The 13875-nt window shown below is 58.9% G+C and carries 11 protein-coding genes and 2 pseudogenes; 11 read left to right on the top strand and 2 right to left on the bottom strand.

Going from position 1 to position 13875, the window contains the following annotated elements:
• Window positions 1–175 precede the first annotated feature (175 nt).
• Window positions 176–463 carry a DUF1488 domain-containing protein gene (locus ABIA45_RS16710; protein WP_333919549.1) on the bottom strand — a complete coding sequence of 96 codons (288 nt, stop codon included), beginning with the start codon at window positions 461–463 and terminating at the stop codon, window positions 176–178.
• A gap of 755 nt (window positions 464–1218) precedes the next feature.
• Here ABIA45_RS16710 and ABIA45_RS16705 point away from each other — a divergent pair.
• The 8 genes and pseudogenes from ABIA45_RS16705 to ABIA45_RS16670 form a co-directional block, all read left to right on the top strand.
• Window positions 1219–1434, top strand: a pseudogene (locus tag ABIA45_RS16705) (sensor histidine kinase); the annotation flags it as partial.
• Window positions 1435–1449: 15 nt separating this feature from the next.
• On the top strand, window positions 1450–1644 hold the full coding sequence (locus ABIA45_RS16700; protein ID WP_271542405.1) for a hypothetical protein: 195 nt from the start codon (window positions 1450–1452) through the stop codon (window positions 1642–1644).
• Between the two features lie 84 nt (window positions 1645–1728).
• Window positions 1729–2667 carry a slipin family protein gene (locus ABIA45_RS16695; RefSeq protein WP_271542403.1) on the top strand — a complete coding sequence of 313 codons (939 nt, stop codon included), beginning with the start codon at window positions 1729–1731 and terminating at the stop codon, window positions 2665–2667.
• A gap of 83 nt (window positions 2668–2750) precedes the next feature.
• A pseudogene (locus tag ABIA45_RS16690) lies at window positions 2751–3780 on the top strand (fatty acid desaturase).
• A 709-nt stretch (window positions 3781–4489) separates the two neighbouring features.
• Complete coding sequence (locus ABIA45_RS16685) at window positions 4490–5494, top strand: TRAP transporter substrate-binding protein (protein ID WP_271542401.1); 1005 nt, start codon at window positions 4490–4492, stop codon at window positions 5492–5494.
• 6 nt (window positions 5495–5500) lie between these two features.
• Window positions 5501–7492, top strand: a complete 1992-nt coding sequence (locus ABIA45_RS16680; RefSeq protein ID WP_271542398.1) for a bifunctional diguanylate cyclase/phosphodiesterase — start codon at window positions 5501–5503, stop codon at window positions 7490–7492.
• Between the two features lie 378 nt (window positions 7493–7870).
• Entirely contained in the window at window positions 7871–9025 is a 1155-nt protein-coding gene (locus ABIA45_RS16675) for an HlyD family efflux transporter periplasmic adaptor subunit (RefSeq protein WP_333919546.1), read from the top strand.
• Entirely contained in the window at window positions 9022–10965 is a 1944-nt protein-coding gene (locus ABIA45_RS16670; RefSeq protein ID WP_404652865.1) for a glycosyltransferase, read from the top strand. The genes ABIA45_RS16675 and ABIA45_RS16670 overlap by 4 nt, the downstream gene beginning before the upstream one ends.
• A 551-nt stretch (window positions 10966–11516) precedes the next feature.
• Here the strand turns inward: ABIA45_RS16670 and ABIA45_RS16665 are convergent.
• Window positions 11517–11843, bottom strand: a complete 327-nt coding sequence (locus ABIA45_RS16665) for a hypothetical protein (protein ID WP_271542393.1) — start codon at window positions 11841–11843, stop codon at window positions 11517–11519.
• A 306-nt stretch (window positions 11844–12149) separates the two neighbouring features.
• Here ABIA45_RS16665 and ABIA45_RS16660 point away from each other — a divergent pair, with 306 nt between their 5' ends.
• The 3 genes from ABIA45_RS16660 (at window position 12150) to ABIA45_RS16650 (ending at window position 13828) form a co-directional block, all read left to right on the top strand.
• The gene (locus ABIA45_RS16660; RefSeq protein WP_271542391.1) at window positions 12150–12503 is read left to right on the top strand and encodes a phasin family protein; all 354 of its coding nucleotides are present in this window, start codon (window positions 12150–12152) and stop codon (window positions 12501–12503) included.
• A gap of 78 nt (window positions 12504–12581) precedes the next feature.
• Window positions 12582–12827, top strand: coding sequence for a hypothetical protein (locus ABIA45_RS16655; RefSeq protein ID WP_271542389.1), 246 nt, complete (start codon window positions 12582–12584; stop codon window positions 12825–12827).
• Window positions 12828–13111: 284 nt separating this feature from the next.
• Window positions 13112–13828, top strand: a complete 717-nt coding sequence (locus tag ABIA45_RS16650; protein WP_404652863.1) for a DUF1236 domain-containing protein — start codon at window positions 13112–13114, stop codon at window positions 13826–13828.
• Window positions 13829–13875: the final 47 nt, after the last annotated feature.

The following is a 13875-nucleotide window of genomic DNA, read 5'->3' as shown; positions in this document are numbered from 1 at the left end:
AGGAAAATTCCTACACACGACGGAAGTTAATTCGCGCGCAGTGTCGGTTGGGATCTTCCGGCACACGGGTGTCGGCCCAGCGCTATTGTCCAGGTGGGCAGATCAAAGAGTCGACGTTTAGCTGTTCGCCGCGCAATTTCGCTGATGGAGCCCAGCTTGCGCGAGCAGGACCGTTTCAAAAGTTTGCGGCGACCAAATCGTAAGAGCCCCTGCTGCCGCGGCTGTAGATCTTGGCAGCGGCGGCACAGATCAAGTCACGATTGCAATCAAACGCGTTCAGAAAGCCTGGTTCATCGTAGCTGGCATCTGGTTTAAGTCGCTTCAGCGCACCTTCGTTTATGAAGAACGACGCCTCAATAGCGCTGTCGTATCCCCAAAATCGCACGGCGCGCCGCGTGCGATCATAAGAGCGACTGTGATTTGGAAACTCAATCATGGTTGAGCCGATCAGTTGCCGATACACGAGACTCGCGCCTAGCACGATTTGCATCGGAGGTTGGAGCGATTCAGTTGCGCGAACTCTCAAGTGGTTATCTTGGAAGCGTATTACAATGTCGCTCGATGATAACGACAGCAAGAAAGTTGCGCTTGGCCCTCGTCATTCTGCGAATAGGCACTACATCTTAGTCATCACCGCGCGCTCCTCGGCTGTTATCGGTGACTGAGAGCATTGTGCTCCCGCCGCGGCCAAGAGGCGGTCAAATGTCGAATATCTCCAAGTTCAGTGTTCGCGAGTGGATGGTACCTCCCGTATTGCTGCCGATCTTTTTCGTGCTGCTGATCGCTGCTGCAGTGCTGATTCAGTGGTAGTTCCCTCCGGCAGGCGAGCGTCATCAGTTCCAGCCAATGATCCATTCGCCAAGGAAGGGAGCCAAATCGTTTGTTGGCTTCTGAACTGAGCATCAGGGCGGCAAACGCCTCGGATAGAGCTCGCAAGATGCCGCCGGACATCAGAGCGCGGAGGCACTGCAAAAGGTAACAATCCTGGAGAACGCTGCCGAGATGCTCAAGCATCTCGGCTGCAAGGTCGGCGTGTCATCAGAATGACAGGTGAGAGTTGATCCTGTCCGCTCCACCGTTCACGCACGCCGATGGGGTCGGATATTATGAGGAAAGAGCACCTGGGTATGGATCATAGGGGCACCGAGATGCTTGTCCCAGATCGATCGCTCGTACCAGTCTACAGCCGTTTCCCGTAGATGGCCCATCCAATGATGCTGGTCCAGCGCTGATCTTGCACGGCCGTCCGTAGCGCGATCGAAGCCTTCGACAATCCCGATGAGTCGAAATTCTCTCCTCGGGACCCGATAGCCGAATGACGTCGGCTGCCGTCATCGCTGTCGCGATGACGCTTAAGGAGCTTTGCACGAACTCCACGAAGTTTGGCGGCCGGTCGGTCCCGGAGGGCGGGTCGACCTCGTCTGGACAGTGGAAGGCATGTGATACGTCTTGCGGATCGTGGCAGCGGAAAGAATCGGACGACGAAGAATCAAGCTTGCCGCACCGGATGACCAGCTGCTGATCAATATTGCTCACGTTCCAAGAGAATGGGCGCCAGGTGCGGTCAAGGAGTTCGACCCGCATCCGGTGCATCCGGAGCCTGCAGCCTTGTTCAGTCCGCCGTATGAAGTGCTGTCTTTGTAGACTGAGCAATATTGCTCAGCAAAACATCCCGACCTGGATCAATATGCTGGTTCGCAGGGGCGAACTCGGCGGAAGGAGCCAACTATGAATCCGATCACCGCATTTCTTGCGATAGCCTGCGTCGCTATCGGCGCGGTGCTTGGCCTGATGGGTTACTTCGCGCTCGGCACCGCTTCGCTGATCGCCGCGATCGTCATCGCCTCCGCGCTGAAGATGGCAAACACCTGGCAGAAGTTCGTTATCCTCCGCGCCGGCAAATTGCGCGGCGTGAAAGGGCCCGGACTTTTCGTGATCATTCCGGTTGTCGATAGTGTCGTTGCCGTCATTGACGAGCGTATCCAGACTACCGCTTTCAGCGCCCAGGAGGCCCTGACGAAGGACACCGTCCCAGTGAACGTGGACGCCATCATTTTTTGGTTCGTCCATGACGCACAGAAGGCGGCCTTGAACATTACGAACTACCGGGAAGCCATCGATCGTGTCGCCCAGACTTCGCTGCGCGAAATGATCGGCTCCTCGATGCTAGCGGCGCTCTTGTCGGAGCGGACCGCCGCTGACCAGCTGTTGCGAAGCGAAATCGGACGCAAAACGGCCGACTGGGGCATCTCAGTGAGGTCAGTCGAGATCCGCGACGTCGCGATCCCGGTGGCTTTGCAGGATGCGATGTCTCGGCAAGCGCAGGCCGAGCGGGAAAAGCAGGCCCGTGTAATCCTCGGATCGGCCGAAGCCGCCATAGCCGGCAAATTCGTCGAGGCGGCCGTGATCTATGCGGGGCGGCCGGCGGCATTGCAGCTCCGCGCCATGAACATCATCTATGAGACAACCAAGGAGCGCGGCACCACGATCCTGATGCCGACATCGATGGTCGACAGCATGAACCCCGTCGTGGCCTTGGCTTTGGCGAGCCAGGACAAGACCGTGTCGGCCGAGAAAACCGGCTCGCTGCCGCTGAGCACCCCGTTCACACAACAGAAAAACGCTTCCAAGGTTGACGAGACTTCGCTTGCTCTCGAGCCAACTTGACACACCCAACGCGGTTTTGGAGCTGTTACTAAGGGACCGTCGGTGGATACGCTCGAACGCACATGTCCGAAAGCAGTCTAGACATGGTTCAAGGCCCCTCAGAAACCCGCGCGTTGGCGCAGTTGCTTGCCCACTATCGCCAACCCAATAACGCGCGCGGTATTTTCGAGCTTTTGATCACAGCAGTACCCTTTTTTGTCATCTGGGCTCTAATGTTGGCCGTTGTTGTCCGCGGCCATTGGATTGGTCTGCTGCTGGCAGCGCCCGCGGCGGGCCTGCTCGTTCGTCTCTTCATGATCCAGCATGACTGCGGCCATGGGTCGTTCTTCCGCGGCCGTCTTGCGAACGATTGGGTCGGCCGAGCCATCGGCGTTATTACCCTAACTCCGTACGATTACTGGCGACGCAACCATGCGCGCCATCACGCGAGTTCGGGTAATCTCGATCATAGGGGCTCCGGCGACATTGATACATTGACCGTGAGAGAGTTTGCCGCACGGCCTCGATGGCGACAGATCCTCTATCGTCTGTACCGGCATCCGATCGTAATGTTCGGCGCAGGTCCCACATATCTCTTCATTTTGCGGCATCGCTTGCCGATAGGGTCGACGCGCAGCGGCTGGCGGCCCTGGCTGAGTACAATGGGTACGAACGTCACCATCGCGGTTCTGATCGCCGGCATGATTGGGCTGGTTGGCCTTGGGCCATTCCTGCTGGTGCATCTGCCGATCGTGGTTCTGGCTGCGTCAATCGGTGTCTGGCTGTTCTATGTTCAACACCAATTCGAGGAAACATCGTGGTCCCGTGATAAGGCGTGGAGCTTTCACGAAGCTGCGCTGCATGGCAGTTCGCACTATCACTTGCCGGCTGTCTTGCGCTGGTTTACGGCGAACATCGGCGTCCATCACGTCCATCATCTATGCAGTCGAATTCCCTGCTATCGGTTGCCCGACGTACTCCAGGATCATCCGGAACTCGCTGCCGTGGGACGGAATCACGCTTTTGCAAAGCCTGCAGTGTGTGCCGAGGGCCTTGTGGGATGAGAAAGGGCGGCGGCTCGTTTCGTTTCGAGAGGCCCGTCTCCGGCAAAATTTCCAATGTGAGCAATATTGACCAGTGAGCGCGGCATTTTTGAAAGCATACTACCGCTCTGATCGCCAGAGATTGGCCGCCGTTGTCTAACATTCCGTTATTGGCTTGAGGTCTCAAACAGGTTCCCGTAAGCGGCGCATTGAAGCCGTCCTCGAAACGCGCGTTTCAGTCCCGCAGCGATGTGCGATGCGGTCAGGAAAGCGGGCGCGGTTCATTTTCTAGGAGTCGCCTAATGGTTGAAAATGCGCCGCAGAGTAGATTTTTCGTTCGCGCGGGAGGTGTCGGCTGGATGGTCTACGATCGAGAACGCAGGGGGCCGGCTCTGATTGGAACCGATGTGGCGGATCGTTTATCGAAGGAACAAGCAGGACGGGCGTCCGCGATCCTACTTGCTTCAGCACAGAAGACCTGGAGCTGAAAGCTTAAGAGCGGGGCCGCCTCACTTCGCGGACTGACAAGGCTAGCCTCGGGTTTCGCACCATTTGCCGTGCGGGCACAGGCCGCTGAAGTTGGGCCGAGTCATCGGCCCTCTCAGACAATTGTCTCGTTCACGTTAGCACACGTCAAACCACGATGTGCGATTTGATCGCCGCTCGGTCAGCATTTTCTGGCATTTTCTACGTATGAGAGTTATCTTCAGCGTTTCTATCTATGGGAGTTCGCTAGAGACCAGAGAAGATCGGTGTCTCGCAAAATTGTGTGACGCGCCGCCGCCACGATCGGAAAACCGATGCTTAAATTGCTGGCACGATGCGCGGTGGTCTCTATTGTGCTGACTTCGGCGCTCGCCGCCGAACCGGTCAAGCTCAAATTGGCGTTCTTCAGCTCCGACCGCTCGACGAGCTATCTCGCGGCGGTCAAGCCGTTCGTCGACGCGGTCAACGCCGAGGCCAGAGGCCAGATCGAAATTGAAACCTATTTCAGCGGCGCGCTTGGCAAGGACCCGGCTGAGCAGCCCCAGCTCGTGCTCGATGGTAGGGCGGACATCGCCTACGTCGTCACAGGCCTGACGCGCAATCGATTTGCCGACAATGCAATCCTCGAATTGCCCGGCTTGTTTGCGAGCATGCGGGAGTCCGTTGCGGTGCTCACCCGGCTGATGGCAGCCAACGCGCTGCAAGGTTACGATGACTACATCGTGATCGGCGCTTATGTCAGCGAACCCGAGACGATCCACAGCAATATCCCGATCACGTCGCTGAATGATCTGAAAGGCAAGCGACTTCGCGTCAACAATCCTGGCGAAGCCGCCGCGCTCGAAAAACTGGGGGCGCGGCCTGTGCTCTTGCCGGTCAACAAGATCTCCGAAGCTATCGGCAACGGCAGCATCGACGGCGCCCTCGTGAACCCTGCTTCAGTGGTCGATTACGGCGTCAAACGCGTTGCGACTTATCACTACCTTCTTGGCATCAGCGGCGCGCCGCTGATGGTCTTGATGAACCGGAAGACATTCAACCGGCTCCCGAAATCGGCGCAGTCAATCATCCTCAAATACAGTGGTGCGTGGTCTGCCGGACGCTTCGTAGATACCTACGAAGCTGTGGAAAGCAGCATTATGAGGGAGCTAAAGTCAGATCCCAACCGTCACGTGATCGTGCCCACGCCGTCGGACCTGGATGCGGCAAATGCCGTATTCGCGACCATTGCCGATGATTGGGCTTCGAAAAGTCAGCGCAATGCCGAGCTACTGAAAACGGTCCGGGCCGAGCTCACGAAAATGCGATCGAACCGGTAGCCGCGGATGCCATCATTCGCCAGCATCCGGCCTCAGCGAAACATCGTCATCATCTGCGTCGCGCTTGCCATATTGTTGCTGGGTACCGGGGCGACCCTGAAGATCACGACTGATTATCTTCTCCGTCAAGACGCGACGTCGACCGCTCGCAGCTGGGCCCGGTTCCTGGCAGCCAGTGTCGCCGATCTCGAGCAGATTGCCGGCGGCGAGCAGCCGGCCGCCGCAAGCCTAGCGTTCTTCTTGTCGGCCCGAAATTCCGGTGAGGTCTTTCAATACGAGATCTTCAACCGCAATGGTTATTCGCAGCTCGTGTCGACCCAAGCAAAGATCGCACTCCTCGATTTGTCGGTATACAGCCCCGATGCAGCGCGATCGGTCGCCGAGGCTCAACCTATCGTCGATGTCAGGGAGGGCAATTCGGTCGACCGACCGGCATTCTTCGCGCGCGCCTATGTCCCGGTCCAGGCCGACGGTCGTCACATTGCGGTCGTTGCGGCCTACGTGGATCAAACGGAGCAACGCAGGAGTTTTCACAATACATTCCTGACCGCGGCCGCATTCCTTTGCCTGCTGTCGGGCCTCGCCTTCTCCATTCCCGCAGTTGCGTGGTATCGTGAAACAAAGGTGAAGCAGGTTGACCGACGCATCCGCTTCCTCGCCCACCATGACGCGTTGACCGGGCTGGCCAATCGTCCCCAGTTGATCGAAAAGCTGGAAAGAGCCCTCGCTCACTTGCCGACGCGGGGCGGCAGCCTTGCCGTGCACTTCATCGATGTCGACCGCTTCAAGGAGGTCAACGATACGCTTGGTCATGACGGCGGCGACTTTCTACTCAAGTCCATCGCCGAGCGTCTGCGCGCTGCGGTCCGGATCGACGACGTGGTGGCCAGGCTCGGCGGCGACGAGTTCGTCGTCGTGCAGAACGACGTCGGCGGCAGGATGCAGGCCGAGACCTTTGCGCGCCATCTTGCCACCGCCGCAAATGCTGCGGTGAAGTTCAAGCAGCACGAGATACACACCACCGCTAGCATCGGCGTGGCGCTGGCGATGGAGGAGGGCACCAGCCCGGAACGATTGCTCAAGAGTGCCGACCTCGCGCTCTACGCGGCCAAGGCCGCCGGCCGCAACTGCATCCGGTTCTTCGTGCCCGAGATGGATACCGAGCTACAAGCGCGCATCGAGCTCGAAAGAGCGATTCGCGAGGCGGTGCTGAATGATCGCTTCGAACTGCATTACCAGCCGCTCTTCGAAGTATCTCAGCGCCGTCTTGCCGGCTTCGAAGCGCTGATCCGGATGCACGCAGCGGACGGGACCCTCGTTCCGCCACTGGCCTTCATCCCGGTCGCCGAGGACTTGCGACTTATCGACAAGATCGGGGCGTGGGTGTTGCGGGAGGCATGCCGCACCGCCGCAACCTGGCCGGCGCACCTGACCGTTGCAGTAAACCTGTCACCCCAGCAGTTCGTGGCGGGCACCATCAGCGACATCGTCGCTGCCGTACTGAGGGAGGCGGAACTCGCGCCGCACCGGCTCGAACTGGAGATTACCGAAGGCTTGCTGCTCGGCAACACCGAAACGATCATGGCGCAGCTCCTGACTCTCAAGGCGATGGGCGTGGCCATCGTAATGGACGATTTCGGTGCAGGCTATTCGAGCTTCAGCTATCTGTGGCGCTTTCCGTTCGACAAGATCAAGATCGATCGAACCTTCATGCAGGGCCTCGACGGCCCCCATCGCCAGGTCGGAGCGGTGGTCAAAGCGATCATCGCGCTTGGACGCGAGTTGCACATGCGCGTAACGGTCGAAGGCGTCGAGACCGCCAGCCAGGCGGCATTTCTCGATACGGCCGACGGTGATCAGGTCCAAGGGTTTTTCTTCGGCCGGCCGGTCCCGGCCTCGGAGCTCGGCGCCAGCATTCTGGCGGGCTTCGCGAGGCCAATGTCGCCGGCTTTACCCGTGCCCAAGCTGCAGGTCGTCAACGCCACCGCTGAACGGTAGCACGAACCTGCACCTCCGTGGGCGGAGCGGCTCCCCGGCCCTCCGCCATTGTAGACCATTCTCGCGTTTCGGTTAGCGCTTGTCTCACCAACATGACATTTTTCTTCCGTAGCCTGCATCTCTCGCCGAGGTTGCGAATTGGTGATCATGCCTACCATGGAAAATCAATCGCGTTGCACCTCCGCGCCGGAACGCGGCAGCCCACACACAGGTGGCCCCCTCACGACGCCGATCGACGGCGCAACAAATGGCGGGTCCGGTCCACGGCACGCGTTGGACGTGCATCTTGATCCCGGCAAGACCGAGGTCTCGGAGACTGACGCTCCGAGTGCAAATGTGGCGCCGAGCCGGACACCACTGCGATTTGTGAAGGCAGCCGTGGGCATCGCCATCGTCGCAGTATTCGGCTGGCTCCCCCTGAGAGCGGTTTTCCAGACGTCAAGCGTCGAAGCAGTCGTCAACGCGAGGCTGGTGACATTGAGGTCGCCGATTGACGGCAAGATTTCATCCGGCGCCGGTCTGTCGGGCGATCCAGGCATCGTCGCCGAGGGCACGTTCATCCTTCGTGTCGTCAACGCGCGCGGTGACCGCGTGCGGCTCGACGATCTGCGCAGCCAGATGTCTCGCCTGGAAAACGAGAGGCCAAGCCTCGTTTCGAAGATAGCATCGGCTCGCGCGGCGCAGAAGGATCTGGCGCGTCAGGCGGCCCTGTTCACGAAGGGGCGTATTCGTCAGCTCGAGGCGCGCATCGCGGAAATCCAGGCCTCAATCGAAGCGGCCGCGGCGCGTCGCGAGGAGGCGACGGCCGCGGTGGAGAGAGCCTCTTCGCTTGTAAAATCGGGCAGCGTTTCCTCCGTCGAGCTTGGGCGCTTGACGAGAGATCAAACCATCGCCCAACAGACTGAGATCGGCGCGCGACGCCGCCTGGATGCAACCCAGGTTGAGCTCACCGCCGCCCGCGAAGGCACCTTTCTCGGCGACAGTTACAACGATCGTCCGAGTTCGGTGCAACGTGAGGAGGAAATGCGGCAGCGGGCGGAGGGGCTCACCGCGGACGTCGCGCATGCGGATGCGCAGATCGCGTGGCTCGAGGGTGAGATTGAATCCGAGCGATCTCGCTACAGCAGCCGCTCCGAAGCGGAGCTCAAATTCCCCGTCGCCGGCCGAGTCTGGGAAATCCTGACTGCGCCAGGTGAGGACGTCCGGGCCGGTCAACCGCTCGTTCGCCTGCTCGATTGTTCCGGCGCGGTGGTGACGGCGAACGTCAGGGAGAGTGTGTATAACAGCCTGCAACTTGGATCGGTCGCGCAATTCCGACCGAGCGCCGAAGGGCCCGAGTTGGCCGGCACCGTGGTCAATCTTACGGGCTCCGCAGGGGCCGCGGCCAACCTCGCCATCAATCCCGATGCCCTGAGCAAGGAACCATATCGTGCCACAATTTCGGTCCCCGCCCTTAACGATGGCTCCAACGATTGTCCGGTCGGGCGAACCGGACGCGTCATCTTCTCGGCAGATAGTGCGAGAATGCCATGATCGCCGCGCTGACACCGGGCCTTCTTGCGCTCGGGTTCTGCCTTGCCATCCTGCCCTGGCTGCGGCCTGGGAACTCTGCGCCGCGTTCGCTGATGATCGCGATTCTATTGCTGCTCATGATCCGCTACTTTGGATGGCGCCTTACGTCCACGATCCCGCCCGTCGGCTGGACCGCCGATTTCGTCGTGGGAGTCGTGTTCCTCCTCGTGGAGGCTGCATCACTCGCGGCGAGTGCACTGTCGCTACTGTTTCTCAGTCGTACGATCGATCGAACGCCGCAAGTCGAAGCCAATAGGCGGTGGCTTGCCGGACGGGACACTCCCCTCATCGACGTGTTCATTTGCACCTACAACGAGGAAGTTTCGATTCTCGAGCGCACGATCGTCGGCACAACTGGAATGAACTATCCTAACTATCGAGTTTGGGTGCTGGACGACGGGCGGCGCCGCTGGCTCGAAAAGCTTTCAGGCGAGCTCGGCTGCCGCTATCTGGCTCGGCCCGACAACAAGGACGCCAAGGCCGGCAACATCAACCACGCTCTTCGTCATGTGACAGGGCTCGTCGATCCTCCCGACTTCATTTCGATCCTCGATGCCGATTTCGTTCCCATGCCCGAATTTCTCGCTCGCGCGATGTGCCTGCTCCGCGATCCTGGCGTAGGCGTGGTGCAGACGCCTCAGCATTTCATCAATGCGGATCCGATTCAAACCAACCTGGCCGCGACCAAGGTCTGGCCGGACGAGCAGCGCTTCTTCTTCGATATTCTGATGCCAGCGAAGGACGCGTGGGGCGTGGCTTTCTGTTGCGGCACGTCGTCGGTCATCAGACACTCGTCACTGGTGAAAATTGGCGGCTTTCCGACCGATTCCGTGACGGAGGATTATCTACTGACACTGCGGCTGAAGGAGATTGGCGCGCGCACGGTGTACCTGAACGAGCGGCTGACCTTGGGGTTGGCCCCCGAAGGACTGAAGGAGTACATCACTCAGCGCAGCCGATGGTGTCTTGGCTTCATGCAGATAATTCGGGGGCGCAGCGGCCCCTTTTCGCGAAGATCGCGGCTGGAACTTGTCGACAGGCTATCCCTGGTCGAAGCATTCATGAGTTGGACCTCGACCTATGTCATCAAGGTATTCGGTCTTGTCATTCCGAGCCTTTATCTTCTGTTCGGCATCAAAGCCGTTCAGGCGGATCTTTCCATACTCCTCGGATATTTCCTGCCGTTTTATATCTGGTATTCGCTCACCATCGCCTGGATTTCTCGTGGACGGTCAATGGCGGTGATGTCCGACGTCTCCCAATACATTGCTTTGCCAGCGGTTCTCAAAGCAGTCGCGAGGGGACTGCTCAAGCCGCTGGGGCACAAATTCGAGGTCACCGCAAAGGGCGGGGATCGCGATCAAGGTTTCATCGAATGGCCGCTGCTCAGGATCTACGGCTCCGCGTTGGCGATTACGCTCGCCGGAATTACCTATGCCTTCGTGCTTCATGCGCAAGGCGACATTATCGCTTATGGCGGCCTGGCGCTGGCCTGGAGTTTATACAATGCAGTCGTCCTGACGATCGTCTGCCTGGTGTCCGTCGAGCAGCCGCGGCGGCGAAAGGCCGAGCGGTTCGAGCGAACTGAGCCAGTTCTTTTCAATATCGGTGGGCGGTCCGGCATCTACCGTTTGGCCGACATGTCGATCACGGGTGCCCGCTTCGTGAGCAACAATCCTCCACCGGTTGGCACCGTCGTCCATTGCACACTTCGTGAGAGAACTCTCGCCGCTCTGGTCGTGCGGCGTACAGCGGATGGATTTGCAATCCGATTCGATGAGACCCTCAACACGCGCGTTGATCTCATTCGAGCTTTCTATTCCGGCGACTACGTCACCGCATTCACCGGCATACGCGCCGCCCCCCTCGGCAAAGCAATCATGATGCGGATTTTCGGGTGACTACGTCTACCGGCGGTATTGTTGGGTCAGGCTTCGGGCGCTTCCATCGAAGGCGTTGGGCAGCATGGCTGTCCTAGCATGATAGTCGTGCTAGTGGGCGGCAAGAGCAGCCATAACCGAGAGCGTCGCGGCAGATCGGGGCCATTTGATAACCAACGCGCTCGCCGTGGAGACTGAGCAAAATTGACCAGCGAATCGGTGTCTCTAAGAGCATGTATCCTTGGGGGGCGGGCTGTTGGGAGGAAGGAATGATCGCCGAGCGAAAGCCACCCAGCTTTTGGCCTCAGAGTCCGGACGACGAGATGCGAATGAGGGGCACCCTTCGCTCTCTCGAAAAAGAGAATATGGAGCTGAAGGAGCTGGTCGTCCGCCTTTCGGAGACTATCCTTCGATACGTCGAAGGGCGACGCTGAGTTCGCGAAACGAGGCGCTGAGCTAGATGTCCGTTGAGCGGGTCACGGCCGTAGCGAAGCTAGGCTCGCCCCACGGCTTCGTCGCCGCAAGGCCTACATCGATGGTTTCGGCGCCTGATCGCTTCGGTTGCGCGCGTGCTATGTCGGCGCCCGCAGCTCGCCCCGAAACCAAGCTAAAGTATTTGCGCATTTCATCGGGTCGACTGCTTCGTCGAGGAGCTGGTGGATGAGATCACAAGCGGGACATTCGAAGGTTTGAATGCGAAAGCCGGCGGGACCGGGCGTAATGCGCGCCAGCATCATGCTTATCTGGCATTCGGGACACATCGGTCGCTGGATGGTCATTGAGCTAGCCTTGATCAGGGCGGGAGCGCGAAACTCCCAGTCACCGGTGGATGCCGTTGGGCGCGGTGATGCACCATCGTTGAGCAATGCATGCTGCTGCCGCTGGCCAATATTGATCATCTTCCGAACTAGCGTTGGTTATCCCAAACACGCGCTTTCACGATTCGACTCCTTTTTAGAATATGCAGTTGTCCGGTCGCTCCCATGAACGGCATCTACCGGCCTGGCTGTCCTGTCTGCGCCGACGCGTCGCCGGCGGAACGCTTAGCTCACCGGTCGATGAGATATTCAAGCGTAGACACAGCGGGCTGCTGCTCGTCCTACGAACACACGCCCCGGAACGGACCAGCGATAAGTGAGGGTCCTGAAGCAACCATCGGTGGCGAGCAACGTTGATCCACCACCAAGCGAAACAAGGAGACACAAATGTCAGATCACATCCAGACAGAGCAGAATGTGCCGCACCAACCGAATGGCAATGATCAGCTCAATACAAGAGCTTCGTCCAGCGCCTTGCCCGGGGCCTTCCTTGCGATTGCCAATGCTTACGGGGACTACACGAAGAAGTCGCTCGAGCATACGAGACTGTTTGTTGAGAAGCTCTCGGGCGTAAAGTCGCTCGACAAGGCGATTGAAGTTCAGGCCGACTTCGCCAAGGCAACCTATGGCACGTTCGTTGTGGAGTCGCAGAAGATCGGCACGCTTTACGGCGATCTTGCCAAGGAGTCGTACAAGCCATTCGCTGAGGTTGTTGCAAAGATGACCCCGACAAATCGGTAACATGGCTTAGAACTCTGTCCCGCGGTGCCGGAGCAAAGCGGCTCTGGTTCATCGCGAGGCATTGCCGGGAGGAGCATTATGGCCAGTATCAATCAGATCTTCGAAAGCTTATCCATTAACCCAGAGCAGGTAACCGCCGTGAACGCAGCGTACGACCTGGCATGTCGAACGCTTCAACACATCGGCCAGCTGGAGGTAGATCGGGAAATCATTGCCAGGAGAATTGTGCAGGCAGCAGGCGACGGCGAGCGCGATGCCGACAAGCTGTGCGCGCGTGCCATCCGTGGACTGACTGCGCTCGACTACCGGCAGCATAGCACCTAACGGCCCGAACGATCCACTGACTGGCAGAGCCACAAGTCAAATACCATTTGGGTAGTCGCCTCAGCGAATTGCGCCGCTCGCCTTGCGAGATGAGAGCTTCGAGCGAAGATCCGAATGTCATCCCGTCATTGACTGCGTCTCGTTCGCAACCGAGCACTGCAGGGAACTAAAGCTTGTTAGGGCCGTTCCATCCTATGGCCGATCTTCGTCGGCTTGAATGCAGTTTGATTGGAAAATATTAGCTGACGAAGTCCTTAATAGTTTCTGCAGCTGTCGCGGCGCTATTGGCCACGACAGGGCTGGCGACAGCGCAAGGCGTCAATCAGGGAGCAGCGAAGGAGTCTCCGGCTGCCGCCTCGCCTAAAGGCGATAGCGCGGTGCCGATGAATGCACCAGCGGCAAAGGGAGCCGAGACATTACCCCCCGGCGCTACGTCAAAAGAGGGTAAGCCTCAACATGTACAGGTCAAGCCGGAGGCAACAACGACGGGCGACAAGAAAGCTGACGGCCGGTCGAAGGCTCCGGACTCAACTGCTCCGACCGCCGCTTCGAAGGACATGAAGAATCCGACAGCTGACTCGAAATCACTTCCTGACACCAAGCCGGCAAGCGAGCTGAAAGCCGACAGCAAGGCAAAGGCAGTTGATTCGACAACCACCTCAAAGGACTTGAAAACGCCGTCTGCCGACACAAAGCCATCGACCTCCGACAGTAGGACGACGGGAAATGCGGCAAACTCGGCGACGGCAGCTCCTCCCGCCGAGAAGCGCACCCAGATAACCTCGGCGATGAAGCAAGAGAAAGTCGAGGAAGTAACGAACGTGAATTTCAATCTCTCAATCGGAACGGCTGTGCCCGCCGGTATCCGCTATTACCCGATGCCGTCACGTATCGTGGAAATCTATCCGGAATGGCGTGGATACGATTTCATCCTGGTGCACGGCAAGTATTTTGTCCTTCGCCCGCGTACGCATGAGATCGTTTACATCATTGAGGGGTAGGCGAGCTCCCGAACCACATGACAAGCAGCTGAACGCAAGAGGGCGGC

Source organism: Bradyrhizobium sp. USDA 336 (assembly GCF_044908355.1).
GTDB lineage: Bacteria > Pseudomonadota > Alphaproteobacteria > Rhizobiales > Xanthobacteraceae > Bradyrhizobium > Bradyrhizobium yuanmingense.
Note: the sequence above shows the minus strand (reverse complement) of the source record. Positions and strands in the feature narration are given on the sequence as shown.